Raw genomic sequence first — 11,797 nt, 5'->3', positions numbered from 1 at the left:
GCCTGGTGCTTGATCACCTCATCCAGCGCGACGGCGGCGGCTAGGGGGTACTCAATGTCCTGAAAGAAGACAATCGCCATCCCATCGCCCGTCTTGCGCACCATGAACTGTCCCTCAGATCGTGCGACTTGAAATGCCGGGAGGTTGTAGACAAGGTTCTGAAGGGCTATCTGAACCGCCGCCTGCGAGTCGGCGGAGAGGCGCGAGTACCCGACAAAGTCTATAAAGAGCGTGTGCGCCGTACGCTTGGGCTGGATTTCAGACAGGGACATAATCTCTCCGTTAGACGATACTTGGTTTATTCTGGTTCCGCTATGCCAGAGCACGGTCATCGTGCAAAACATCACAGGCTATGATAGAGTACCAGCTAGTTATGGCACGCACCACCAACGGTTACTGGTATTTTAGCTTTACCTTCTTCCCGATCCGGGGCGGAGCCGTTGTGTAACGTCAGTCAGACACCCACATAAAGCCCGCCCCGGAACTAACCGGGGCGGGCTTTTTTCTTTGGGAAAGAGCAAAAACATTATGGATCAGATTGCCGATAAACGTGACGTGAGTACCGTGCAGCGCACGCTTCTCCCCGCTCCCGCCATTCTCCGCGAGGAGTTTCCGGTCAGCGCAGCTTCGTACCGCACCGTCGCTGAGGGGCGTATCGCTCTTCAGCGCTTGCTGAGCCGTCAGGACAGCCGTTTTCTCGTCGTTACCGGTCCCTGCTCCATCCACGACCCCGAGGCCGCGCTCGACTACGCCCGCCGCCTCGCGCCGCTGGCGACGCAGTACAGCGACAAGCTCGTCGTGATGATGCGCACCTACTTTGAGAAGCCGCGCACCACGGTTGGCTGGCGTGGGCTGATCAACGACCCGCACTTAGATGGCACCTACGACATGCCCGAGGGGCTGCGCCGTGCCCGTAAGCTTTTGGTTCAGATCACCGAGCTGGGCTTGCCCGTCGCCACGGAGCTGCTCGACACAGCCACACCCGACTACTTCGCCGACTTGATCTCCTTTGGCTCGATTGGCGCACGCACCACCGAGAGTCAGCCGCACCGGGCGATGGCGAGCGGCATGCCCATGCCCGTGGGTTTCAAGAACGGCACCGACGGTGAGCTACAGATCGCACTGGATGCCATGCTCTCGGCGCAGAGCCCCCACTCGTATTTGGGCTTCGACGAAGAGGGGCGCTGCTGCGTCGTTCGTACCCAGGGCAACCCCGATGTCTGTTTGATTCTGCGGGGTGGCAAGAAAAGCCAGCCTAACTACGACCGGGTGAGTGTTGCCCGCGCCGTGGCGTGCCTGGACAAAGCCGGTCTCCCCCCAGGTATTGTCGTGGATGCGAGTCATGCCAACTCCGGCTACGACCCGGAGCGCCAGCCGTTTGTCGCCGAGAAGATTGGTCGCCAGCGCCTGGAGGGGGATAAGTCACAGCTCGGGGTGATGGTGGAGAGCAATTTAGTGGGGGGCAAGCAGAGCATTAGTTCCGAGATGGTCTACGGCAAGTCGGTGACCGATGCTTGTCTGGGTTGGGAAGAGACCGAAGCACTACTCGGTCGCCTCTATTCGATGTTTTAGATGTTTTAAGGGAGTATAATGCCGCTGTGCCCGCTACCCTTAAGACCATTCTGATTGCACTGCTTGCTGCTGTGGCGGGTGGTGCGGGGATAGCCTACAAGCCCCTAGGGATTGCGATTGTGGTGGGGGGAGCACTGCTTGCCATTTGCTCGGGAGTGATCCGCCGCCCGATTCTGGGTTTCTGGCTGATGCTGTTTTTCTTCCCGCTCTACCCGGCGTTTCGCGCGTGGGCACAGCTCAATCTTCCGCTTGTGCTGATGGGAATCAAGTTCTGGCCTGATGCTCTTCTGGGGCTGATCTGGATCGGGATCGTTGTGCAAGCTGTTGGGCACCGTCGGCGCTTAAAGCTCTATGGCGACGACTGGCCCGCGCTGGTTTGGGTCGTGACAGTGGCCTACGGCTCGGTGATCACCTTTAAGAATCAGCACCCGTTTGTCTTGCTCTTTGGTTGGCACTACGCCCTTCCCCCCGTGCTGGGCTACTTTGCGATCCGCCAGATCCGTCCCAGTGCCCGCGATGCCGCCGGGATCGTGCGCCTGCTGCTGGTAACGTATGTGTGTCTGACACTGCTCTCTCTCGCTGATTTTATCGTTCGGCCTGAGTACACGGCTAAGCTTGCTCAAGTGGCCCGCCCGGAGGTGGCAGAGTGGGCAATGGACGTGGACGATAAGATTACGAACACGGTTGAGTTCTGGACACGCTACGCCCGAATGCAGTCGCTGCTCTTTGAGGAGAACGTTTTTGGTTCGCTCTCGTCGTTTGTCTCGCTGTACTGTCTCTCCTGGTTCACGCTGAGCCGCCGTGCCGTGGGCCGTTTCTTCTGGCTGTGGGTACTGAGCACGGGGGCGCTTCTGCTCTCAGTCTCGCGGGGGAGCACGGCGGGTTGGATCGTGGGTATCGTGGTCTTGCTCCTCCTCTGGCGACGCTACTCCTGGCGCTTGACCGTGGCTCTAGGATCCGTGACCGCTCTTGCTGTCGGGCTTTTTCTTTTCGTTGCGGACAACCCCAAAGTGAACTTCTGGGTGAAGATGATTGAGAGTACCGGCATTCTGAATGGAAAGTTTGGACAGGACCGAGCACACCAGTGGAAAGCGGGCTTGGAGGTCTTCCTTCAGCACCCCTCGGGAACGGGTCTGGGCTCCGTGGGCTATGCGGCATCGCGGTCGGGGGCAGGCAGTACCTTGGTTGCCGATAGTAACTATGTCGCCTATCTGGGCGAGATGGGAATCCCAGGCGCACTGGGCCTCACCGCGATGCTCATTGGGCTGTTCTGGGTGCTGGGCCGCTGGCAGCGGGCGACTGACGATCCGGGTCTCAAGGCGCTGGGCATGACCCTGATTGCGTATCTGTCCGGCGAGTGTGTCCACGCGGCCTCCGCCAATGTCTTCGAATACTACTACACTTGGCCGGTGTTTTGGCTACTCGTGGGCGTGTATGTCTGTCGGTGCGAGGCGGGCACCACCCGCCTCCAACCCATCCCCCAGCCCCTTCCCTGCCGCAAGGAAGGGGAGAAGGGGTAGGTCATGCGTGTTCTGTTTGTCTCGTGTGACTCGGGCGGAGCGGTGACTCTCTATCGGTGTACACATCTTGCGTCTGCCCTCCAGTCCGTCGGCAATACGGCGGAGGTCACGACAATATACCAGCCCGTTATCGAGCTCAATCATGATGTGGTGGTTCTTCATCGTATCTGTGCCAACGAAGAAGGCCAGGCCCTCGCCGATGCCGTGCGAAAGAGTGGCGCAACGCTGATCTACGGCGCGGATGATCTGGTCTGGGAGGCTTCTAGCATTTCCTCTCGCAACGTGGTCATCTCCCCTGGCTCGTGCCTCGCCGTCCCCTCTTCCCCTGTTGCTCCTTCGTCGCGGGAAGAGGGGCTGGCTTGTCTGCATTTAGCTATGCTTCAACAGGCCGATGGTGTGCTCGTCTCGACGAATGCCCTTGCTGAGTTTGCGGGAGAGGCAGGAGCGAGTGGTGTTGCTGTGATCCGAAATACTCGGCTTTGGCGTCAATCACTTTCCTTGCATAGTTTTCCGGAAAAGCTTTGGGCAAAGCACTGCCCGGTGCAAGAAGGGACACATTTCACCATTCTCTATCCCGCAGGAACAGCGACTCATGATACAGATCTTGCCGAAGTTGCCCCTGCGCTGAAAATCATCTTGGAACACTTCCCCCAGGTACGGCTTGTGCTGATCGGGCCAGTGACTGTACCGGAGATTCTGCTGCCTTTCGCCTCCGTCATCGCCCGGGTTCCACTGCTGAAGATGGATCAGTATTTGGCGGCGGTCTCTTGTGCCGATGTCGTGATCGCTCCGCTGGCCCCAAACCGTTTTAATCAAGGAAAGAGTGAACTTAAGTGGCTGGAGGCAGGTAGCTGGGCAAAGCCAACACTGGCAAGTAAGTGGGGCGGCTTTAGCGAAGCAATTCGTGAAGGAGAGAACGGCCTCCTCGCGGATACGACCGAGGAATGGGTGGCGAAGCTAACGCGACTAATCGAAGATGAGGTGCTACGAAACTCCCTTGGCACTGCCGCGAGGCAATATCAGCGATTTGATTGGAGCACGACACAAACTCTTACTGAGGTTCCCTTTCTTAACTGGCGGCAAAATAAGACTATTCAGCCCACGAGGTTCGTCAATCCAAGAGGCTTTGTAAAAGGAAAAGTTAAGTCCGTGCTACGGAGGCTCAAGGCGTAGATGCAGCTCTCCATCGTGATCGTGACCTACCGCTGCAAAGACGACGTGCTGAAGTGTCTGGCGACGCTTCCTTCCGCTGAACAGATTATCGTGGTGGACAATGCCAGCGGCGATGGAACGGTGGAGGCGATTCGGGAGCAGTTCCCGGCGATCCGTGTACTGGCGCTTGACGAAAACATCGGGTTTGCGCGGGCCAATAACCTTGCCGCAAAACACGCGACGGGCGAGTTTCTGCTCCTCCTCAACCCCGACACAATGATTCCAGAGCCGGGCACCCTAGCGCGCTGTGTGGACTATCTTACGGCACAAGATTCTTACACCTGCGGCATGACGTGCCGCGTGGAGTCCGAGGATGGTTCTCTCCAATGGGAGTGCGCCCGCCACTTCCCGACTGTGGAGTCCGAGTGCGCCAAAGCCTTCTTTCCCTACAAGCGCTGGGATGCGATCAAGAACTTCGATGCGACCAAAGAGCAAGCCGTACCCTGCGTCCTTGGCGCGTTTGTACTTTTGCGCCGCGCCAACTGGGAGGCTCTCGCCGGCTTCGATGAGCACTTCTTTCTGATGTACGAGGACGTCGATCTCTGTCGCCGTCTCTACGAGCGCGGCTGGAAGCTGATGTACTGGCCCGAGGCGCGAATTATCCACACGGGCGGGCAGTCGTGGAAGAGTGAGAGACCGCGCACCTACGCCAACACGCACATCTCGTCGCTCCAGTACATCGCAAAATACTGGCCCGGCTCCGAGCGCAACGTAAAGTTTATTTTTCGTGTGGCCCTGGCGCTGAAGAAGCTCGCGACCCGTGGAGATGCGAGCAAACAAGCCATGATCGTCGCCGCCCAGGAGGCGCTGAGGTGAAGCTTCTCTATGTCTCGACGCTGGATCACATCGTCCGCGTGATGTTGCCACATCTGGCTGGCGCACGCGAAGCGGGCTACGAGACCCATGTCGCCTGCCAGTCCACGCGCTTCAAGGAGGAAGTTGCCGCGCACGCCGATGGCCTGCACCACATTCCGATCCAGCGCAACCCGCTTGATCCGCGTAATTTAGTGGCGCTTTTTGCACTCATCAAAATTATCCGAAAGCTACGACCTGATATTGTCCACTGCCACAACCCCAGCGGCGGCTTTATCGGGCGGCTCGCCGCCACGGTAGCGAGGACAGGGGCAAAGCGCGTCTATACCGCGCACGGTTTTCACTTCCACCCGCTCGGCGGCAAACTCAGCAACGCGCTCTATAGATTTATCGAGGGCTTCGCCGGGCGCTTTCTCTCCGATGCCGTGCTCACGATCAACCAGTGGGACTTTGAGGAAGCCAAAAAGCTCATGCCGCCTGAGCGTGTCCACTTCACCCACGGTGTCGGCGTCTCAACGGATGAGTTCGACCCTGCGACAGTTACGCCCGAGGAACGTCAGGCCATTCGGGATGAGTTTGGTGTCCCGGAAGACGGCCTGCTGATCTCTTGTATCGGGGAGCTGATCCCACGAAAAAATTATGAGCATTTCTTGGCAGTCGTAAACTATATCAATGGTATTTCAGGAAGAAAAAACATTTGTTTTGTTATTGTGGGAGATGGTACATTTAAGTCTCATCTGTTGGTAATGGCCCAACGTTGGGGATGTGGAAAAGAGGTTTTTTTTGCGGGGTTTCGGCGTGATACAAAAGTGATTCTTGCCGCCACAGACATATTTGTTTTTCCCTCGCTACAAGAGGGACTTCCTTGTGCTGTACAGGAAGCACTCTGCATGGAAATTCCCGTAGTCGCCCAGCCAATTCGTGGTTGTGTGGATATGTTATTAGGTTTACCGTACCGTTCCTTAGATCATAACATGCGTGATCCTACCTTGGAGTTAGTAAAACGCACACATGACGAGCGGAAAGCACTTGGCCGAGTGGGGCGACAGAGGATGATCGAGCACTACTCCCGCCCGGTCTGCGTTGCCGAGTGGCTCGCCATCTACGAAAAACTCTCCCCAAACCTCCCCTCCCTTTCCCGTTATCGGGAGGGAGGGGCCGGGGGAGGGAGGGAAAACCAGCCGTGATCGCACTGGTCACCGGTGCAAATGGCTGTGTGGGGTACGCGCTCTGCGAGGCGCTGCTGGCCGACGGCGGCTTTCGTGAGGTGCGTGGACTGGTCCGCCGCGAGGGTGCGGAGCTTCCCGGCGGCGTGGTGCGCTTTGTCAATGATCTTTCCTGCTGCGCCGATGCCGATGTGATCTTCCACTGCGCCGCGCTCGTGCACCAGCCGACGGCGACCAAAGAGGCGTACCAGAAAGCCAATGTTGGGTTTACGGGTGAGCTTCTGGATGCCTGCAACCCGGAGCGTCCGCCGCGCTTTATATTCTTCTCGACGGTCGCGGTCTATGGCGAGAGCACGCCGCGTACCGGAATCGCCGAGGACACGCCGCCTGCGCCCGCCACGCCCTACGCCGCCTCGAAGCTCGCTGCCGAAAAGCTCATTGATCGCTGGGCCGACGATGTGGGAGCCATTGCCGTTCACCTGCGCCTGGCGACCGTCTATGGGCCACGGGATCGGGGCAATATTGCCAAGCTCGAAGCCGCCATTGAAGCCGGGCGTTTTATTATCCCCGGCGATGGTAAAAATAAAAAGACACTCTGCGCGGTCGAGAACGCGGTGGCCGCGGCACTTGCTCTCTCCCGCGCGGGTTCGATGGCCGTGGCGGGAAAGCGTTTTGTGATCGCCGATGCTGCGCCCTACACGCTCCGGGAGATCGTGACAGCACGGGGCGGAAAGTCACTCGCGCTGCCTTTACCGCTCGCTTTGCTTATTGCGCGAGTGCTGAAGGGCAAACTGGGCGTGGCGCAAGTGCGCAAGCTCGCGGCAGACAATGTCTACAAAACATCGCGCACGTTTGGAGCAGGGCGGCTGTGAAGCGCCTTGCCGATTTTCTGGCAGCGCTGGTAGGGTTGGCCGTTTTTGCGCCGCTGTGGCTAGTGCTTGCCGTTCTCATTCAGCTTGACTCTCCTGGCTCGGTGCTTTTTCGCCAGGTGCGGGTGGGAAGAAACGGGCGGGAGTTTGTCTTGCTCAAGTTCCGCTCGATGCGCACGGACACGCCCCATCTCTCAACGGCAGACCTGAAATCCTCTGGATTGGAGCCCTACACGCGCGTAGGGAAGTGGCTGCGCAAGACCTCGCTGGACGAGCTTCCGCAGCTTTGGAACGTGCTGATGGGGCAGATGAGCCTGGTGGGGCCGCGCCCCGCGCTGCCCTCGCAGATCGCGCTCAACACACAACGGGAGACGCTCGGTGTCTTGGCGCTTCGGCCTGGGATCACGGGGTGGGCGCAGGTCAATGGTCGCGATAACCTGAGCGACGACGAAAAAGTGGCCCGAGATGTAGAGTATCTTCAGCGGCAGTCACTCTGGCTGGATCTGCAGATTCTAGTGCTCACCGTCGCGGCGATATTTACCGCAAAAGGCAATAAGTAAGCGGTTTAGGGTAGGATGAAACCCATGATCGCACTCGTTGCCCCAGCTTCCACGACCCCTGCTTTGATTGCTCCAACTGCGGCGCTGCATCCACCTAAGGGCAAGCTCAAGCCACTCTCGGTGAGTGCAAGAGCGTCCTTGAAACTCGCCATTAAGACCCGGTTACCCGAGGATATTCTGGCAGCGAAGAAAGCCCTCGCTGCGGAGGGACGCTATTCCTGTTGCATCACGGGGGGCGGCTGCTTGGAGTGCCTGCTCGAAGGTGCGTGCGCTTGTGGGCCCCAGCTCAATAACAAAGAAGGCGTCTGCAAAGAGTGCGTGATCGGCTGGAAAGTGGGGATGGGCAAGTTCGAGGGGTTTCTTCGCAAAAACTACGCCTCGAAAGCAGCTACTTCAACGGCCATGAGCCGGATGAGAACCGCTGGAAGCCTGATCCCATTCACTTGAATTCCACAAGTTTCCGACTCGCATTCAACCCCAATGAGGCAAATGCTTTCCAGATAAGCTACGGCACGCTTGCGGGTGGTAGGGGGGGGGCACGGAGCCGGGCATGGTGGCAGTGAGACCCGCGCGAGCCTCTCGCTTGCCCGCAGCTCCGGCGCGTGGCAGAGCCTGGTGGCGCTGGGCCAAAGGATGCATCAGGGCACGACGCACCATGCGATTCTCCTAGAATCCGCGAATATCTCGGAGCGTGGCACTCTCTTCGGGCGTGCGGAGTGGGTACAAAACGATGAGCTGCCCGGAAACTCCTCCGGCAAGCCGATCACGAAACTGACCCTCGGTGCCGTCAAGAACCTAAACCAGACGACCGGAATTGGAGCGAGCCTCTCGATGCACCAGACCCCGACCGCGCTTCGACCCGTCTACGGAACGGCTCCGTGGAGTGCAAATATCTTCCTCAGAGTGCGCACACCTCGGATGTAGCTTTACGTGTTAGATTTCTGCGCCGTAGCAACGCGCGAAGTAGACGGCCTGGCTCATGAAGATTTGCCAGCGAACTGCCGACCTTCTGGGCATGTTATCAATGAAATATACACAGAAATTCATTTTCTCCCTGATGGCGCGAAGCCTGCATCGTTTTGGCATGTTGGTGGGGCTACGAGTTGCCCGTCAGCTTTTGACCGGGCGCGGTACCTTTAGCATTCTGCTCCCTGGGTACTCTCACCCTATCTTGGTTCGGGGGGGGACATCGGATGTGGAAACCTTCGAGAAAGTCTTTATTCGAGAAGAGTATAAACACGATAAAGTCGGGGCGAAATTTATCATTGATTTGGGTTCAAACGTTGGTTACTCCGCGTTGTTTTTTGACCATATGTACCCTGGTGCTCAAATCTATTGCGTAGAGCCAGAGAACTCAAATTTTGAGATTCTGAAAAAAAATACGGAACATCGTCATAGTATTGTCCCCATAAATGCTGCAGTATGGAGTACAAAAACACAACTTGTTATTAAAGACACCCAATCTGAAAAATGGGCAATTCAGGTTACCCCGATTGACTCGGAGAACATTGTATTGTTCCCTTCTGTAGAAAATGACTTTATAGATACAATTACTATTCCTGATATTTTGTCTATGGCGAAAAAAGAAGAGATTGACATTCTTAAAATTGATATTGAATCCGCTGAAAAAGAATTGTTTTTATCAGATACGGAGTTGTGGCTAGATAATGTTCGTGTCTTGGTCATTGAGCTTCATGATCAACTGGAATCGGGCTGTAGTATGGCGTTTTATCGTGCTGTGTCACAGTACGATTTTGACCAATTCATTAACGGAGAAAATATTTTTCTCTTGCGGACGTCGGATGCGAAGATGTCTCTTGAAATCGCTGCGTGAAATTTTTTGCTGAGAGGGTTAGCTGACCGTGGCACCGTAGCAACGTGCAAAATAAATGGCTTGGCTGATGTCTAGTTTCGTTTCGCTGAGCTGAATGGCACGACAATCAATCCGATCTAGAATGGCACCGCGCAGATCCGCGTGGGTAAGGTTTGCCCCCGTTAGGTTTGCCCCGCTGAGATCGGCTCCGCTCAGGTTGGCCTTGGTGAGGTCGGCGGCGTGGAAGTCCGTGCCCTCTAGCTTCTGATCATGAAAGTCAAATTTCTTCAAGACTTGATGTCGAAAATTAGCAAAGCTGAGATCGCAATCTGTAATCGTTACTCCGCCGAGATCCGCCTCAGTGAAATCCGCTCCCAGCAGACGACACTGCAAAACCCGCGCGACGAAAAAATTTGCCGAGACAAACCGGCAGTTGGTGAAATTGCACTGTGTTAGTGTTGCTGCGTTGAACTGCGCACCCGAGAAATCACAGTCCTCAAAGAAGCACTCCGCCAGCTCAGCCTCCTGAAAATTCGCTCCCACAAAACGACACTTCACAAAGCGCCGACTCTGCCAGATGACATCTGCAAACATACTATGGCTGAAGTTCGCCTCTACATGCTCCGGCTCTTCGTCCTGGTTGTCTCTTTCAGCGTTCAGGGCGCGAGCAGCTCCTGCCAGGACTCTACTTCTAGCAGACGCTCCACAAAGGCTTCCAGACGCACAATATCCGCTGCCTCCAGCACCGCCTCCGCTGCACGGCCTTCCACTCTCCCTTTCTCAATGCCTTTCTCTTCGCCTAGCTCGATCCACTCATTGGTCAGTGTCAACATTGTATTAAGCTCCTCTCGGGGCAAGAGCCCCACTTCGCGCTGGAGTTCCACCAGCGCAGACGATTGAGCTGGATCACGCGAAACTGGAAGCGGCTGACCACGAAGCCCGAAAACCCCAGTTCATGCTTGCTGCGAAATAGGTGAACATGCGCCTTGGGAAGCCGCTTTGAGGCGTGGACTGGTCTCGACAAAGAACGTCGTGAGTAGCTCTTCAAAAAGTCGGTCGTGGTCTATCGCCTCTTCATCCATCGAGATTCCATTATATCGCTGCCTGAGGTACAATAGCTAGCACGAAAATATGAAAAAAGATATTGAAATTTTTTATCTTACTGTGCAGATAATAGGAACGGTTTTTGCAATTCTTGGGATTTCTTGTGAGGTTGCAAACTTTAATATTGCTAAAAATGCAAGAAATGAAAAGGTAGGAAATACATCTCCAATCGTTTTGGTTCCTCCGGTTCTTAATTCCATAGCTGTTTTTACGATGTTTATAAATCTGAATTTTGCATTCAAGATTTTATTGTGTATATTATTTTTTATTCTGCATTTTTTAATACTTAGTCTTTCCGGTGCGAAGAAAAATACAACGAATTAGTATCTTATTGCCTGTTTATGGTAGCTGGAAATCCCTTGGAGACACTGTCTATGGGGGATTTCCATTACTCAGCGCCTACGAAGCCGCGCTCAGATCCTCAGGGAGCGTGAAGGTCGTCTTGAGTGTCTGTGTGACACCGGTCTCTGCCGCCGCGTAGCCCGCCTCGATAATCTCGATGACATGCGCCGCGTGGTCTGCGGTGACGATACTGGGCTTGCCGTCTCGCACCCAGCGCACGAGTTGCATGGTGTCTTCGTACACATGGTGCTCGCCGAGCTTGCCGTGGGCGGCGTACTTGCCCGCGACGTGTGGTGTGACTTGCAGGGGCGAGAGGCCGTCGGACTTGCCCGGGTAGTCAATCGGCTCGCCGTTGAGCTTGGTGCCGACAATGCTGCCTTTCTCACCAAAGTAGCTGGGCTGCCCGAACTCGCTGACCATGCCGGCAAACGTGCCATGGATAAACGCGAAGACATTGTTACCAAAATCCGCCAGAATCACCGTGTTATCGTCGGCGTCGCACTCGTACGCCTCGCCTTTGAAGTGGCGGGTCTTGATGCCGATGCCCGACATCGCCGTGACGCGCTGGGCGGGTCCCAGAACGCCGGTGAGGGAGTGCAGCGCATAGACCGTCATGTCGTAGAGGGGACCGCCGCCGGGCTTGCGCCAGTACCAGCTCGGGTTGATATTGCTCAGTGGCGTGTCGCCGGTACGGACGCCCTCCGTCTCGTGGTAGGAGCCGAATGCCGCGCCCGCCACGGCCCAAGAAAGCTTGCCCAGGCCACCACTCTGGATAATCTCACGGATCTTATGGTTCGTGGGGCGTAGCATCTGCCCGGGCGACGCC

The 11,797-nt window shown here is 56.4% G+C and carries 16 protein-coding genes; 11 read left to right on the top strand and 5 right to left on the bottom strand.

What is annotated here, in order from left to right; translation table 11 throughout:
• A partial coding sequence (locus ACH2EH_RS15015; RefSeq protein ID WP_395142854.1) for a hypothetical protein occupies window positions 1–272 on the bottom strand: 272 nt, incomplete at its 3' end.
• A gap of 256 nt (window positions 273–528) precedes the next feature.
• Here ACH2EH_RS15015 and ACH2EH_RS15010 point away from each other — a divergent pair.
• From ACH2EH_RS15010 to ACH2EH_RS14965, 10 genes are all read left to right on the top strand, one after another.
• Entirely contained in the window at window positions 529–1,572 is a 1,044-nt protein-coding gene (locus tag ACH2EH_RS15010) for a 3-deoxy-7-phosphoheptulonate synthase (protein ID WP_395142853.1), read from the top strand.
• Window positions 1,573–1,598: 26 nt separating this feature from the next.
• Window positions 1,599–3,092 carry an O-antigen ligase family protein gene (locus tag ACH2EH_RS15005; RefSeq protein ID WP_395142852.1) on the top strand — a complete coding sequence of 498 codons (1,494 nt, stop codon included), beginning with the start codon at window positions 1,599–1,601 and terminating at the stop codon, window positions 3,090–3,092.
• A 3-nt stretch (window positions 3,093–3,095) separates the two neighbouring features.
• Complete coding sequence (locus tag ACH2EH_RS15000; protein WP_395142851.1) at window positions 3,096–4,265, top strand: glycosyltransferase; 1,170 nt, start codon at window positions 3,096–3,098, stop codon at window positions 4,263–4,265.
• Window positions 4,266–5,120, top strand: coding sequence for a glycosyltransferase family 2 protein (locus tag ACH2EH_RS14995; protein WP_395142850.1), 855 nt, complete (start codon window positions 4,266–4,268; stop codon window positions 5,118–5,120).
• Window positions 5,117–6,304, top strand: a complete 1,188-nt coding sequence (locus ACH2EH_RS14990; protein WP_395142849.1) for a glycosyltransferase — start codon at window positions 5,117–5,119, stop codon at window positions 6,302–6,304. The genes ACH2EH_RS14995 and ACH2EH_RS14990 overlap by 4 nt, the downstream gene beginning before the upstream one ends.
• Complete coding sequence (locus tag ACH2EH_RS14985; RefSeq protein WP_395142848.1) at window positions 6,301–7,155, top strand: NAD-dependent epimerase/dehydratase family protein; 855 nt, start codon at window positions 6,301–6,303, stop codon at window positions 7,153–7,155. Before ACH2EH_RS14990 ends, ACH2EH_RS14985 begins: the two co-directional genes overlap by 4 nt.
• The gene (locus ACH2EH_RS14980; protein ID WP_395142847.1) at window positions 7,152–7,712 is read left to right on the top strand and encodes a sugar transferase; all 561 of its coding nucleotides are present in this window, start codon (window positions 7,152–7,154) and stop codon (window positions 7,710–7,712) included. Before ACH2EH_RS14985 ends, ACH2EH_RS14980 begins: the two co-directional genes overlap by 4 nt.
• Window positions 7,713–7,736: 24 nt before the next feature.
• Window positions 7,737–8,159, top strand: a complete 423-nt coding sequence (locus tag ACH2EH_RS14975; protein WP_395142846.1) for a hypothetical protein — start codon at window positions 7,737–7,739, stop codon at window positions 8,157–8,159.
• A 69-nt stretch (window positions 8,160–8,228) separates the two neighbouring features.
• A complete protein-coding gene (locus tag ACH2EH_RS14970; protein WP_395142845.1) occupies window positions 8,229–8,636 on the top strand; it encodes a hypothetical protein in 408 nt (135 codons plus the stop codon).
• Window positions 8,637–8,691: 55 nt separating this feature from the next.
• Window positions 8,692–9,546, top strand: coding sequence for an FkbM family methyltransferase (locus ACH2EH_RS14965; RefSeq protein ID WP_395142844.1), 855 nt, complete (start codon window positions 8,692–8,694; stop codon window positions 9,544–9,546).
• A gap of 18 nt (window positions 9,547–9,564) precedes the next feature.
• On the opposite strand, the gene ACH2EH_RS14960 is transcribed toward ACH2EH_RS14965, so the two are convergent.
• The 3 genes from ACH2EH_RS14960 to ACH2EH_RS14950 form a co-directional block, all read right to left on the bottom strand.
• Complete coding sequence (locus ACH2EH_RS14960) at window positions 9,565–10,119, bottom strand: pentapeptide repeat-containing protein (protein ID WP_395142843.1); 555 nt, start codon at window positions 10,117–10,119, stop codon at window positions 9,565–9,567.
• A gap of 62 nt (window positions 10,120–10,181) precedes the next feature.
• Entirely contained in the window at window positions 10,182–10,358 is a 177-nt protein-coding gene (locus ACH2EH_RS14955; RefSeq protein ID WP_394796170.1) for a hypothetical protein, read from the bottom strand.
• A 120-nt stretch (window positions 10,359–10,478) separates the two neighbouring features.
• Window positions 10,479–10,607, bottom strand: coding sequence for a hypothetical protein (locus ACH2EH_RS14950; protein WP_394796169.1), 129 nt, complete (start codon window positions 10,605–10,607; stop codon window positions 10,479–10,481).
• A gap of 49 nt (window positions 10,608–10,656) precedes the next feature.
• Here ACH2EH_RS14950 and ACH2EH_RS14945 point away from each other — a divergent pair, with 49 nt between their 5' ends.
• Complete coding sequence (locus ACH2EH_RS14945) at window positions 10,657–10,953, top strand: hypothetical protein (RefSeq protein WP_395142842.1); 297 nt, start codon at window positions 10,657–10,659, stop codon at window positions 10,951–10,953.
• A 75-nt stretch (window positions 10,954–11,028) separates the two neighbouring features.
• Here the strand turns inward: ACH2EH_RS14945 and ACH2EH_RS14940 are convergent.
• Window positions 11,029–11,797: Gfo/Idh/MocA family protein (locus tag ACH2EH_RS14940; protein ID WP_395142841.1), on the bottom strand; the 769-nt coding region annotated here is incomplete at its 5' end.

The organism is Armatimonas sp. (genome assembly GCF_043760365.1).
Lineage (GTDB): Bacteria > Armatimonadota > Armatimonadia > Armatimonadales > Armatimonadaceae > Armatimonas.
This window is presented reverse-complemented; position numbering and strand designations above follow the sequence as displayed.

Bases quoted from the DNA above. Each gene is read 5' to 3' on its own strand.
- ACH2EH_RS14955 (WP_394796170.1), bottom strand. From the start codon at position 10,358: ATGTTGACACTGACCAATGAGTGGATCGAGCTAGGCGAAGAGAAAGGC.
- ACH2EH_RS15000 (WP_395142851.1), top strand. From the start codon at position 3,096: ATGCGTGTTCTGTTTGTCTCGTGTGACTCGGGCGGAGCGGTGACTCTC.
- ACH2EH_RS14960 (WP_395142843.1), bottom strand. From the start codon at position 10,119: ATGTTTGCAGATGTCATCTGGCAGAGTCGGCGCTTTGTGAAGTGTCGT.
- ACH2EH_RS14995 (WP_395142850.1), top strand. From the start codon at position 4,266: ATGCAGCTCTCCATCGTGATCGTGACCTACCGCTGCAAAGACGACGTG.
- ACH2EH_RS14950 (WP_394796169.1), bottom strand. From the start codon at position 10,607: ATGGATGAAGAGGCGATAGACCACGACCGACTTTTTGAAGAGCTACTC.
- ACH2EH_RS14945 (WP_395142842.1), top strand. From the start codon at position 10,657: ATGAAAAAAGATATTGAAATTTTTTATCTTACTGTGCAGATAATAGGA.
- ACH2EH_RS14965 (WP_395142844.1), top strand. From the start codon at position 8,692: ATGAAGATTTGCCAGCGAACTGCCGACCTTCTGGGCATGTTATCAATG.
- ACH2EH_RS14975 (WP_395142846.1), top strand. From the start codon at position 7,737: ATGATCGCACTCGTTGCCCCAGCTTCCACGACCCCTGCTTTGATTGCT.
- ACH2EH_RS15010 (WP_395142853.1), top strand. From the start codon at position 529: ATGGATCAGATTGCCGATAAACGTGACGTGAGTACCGTGCAGCGCACG.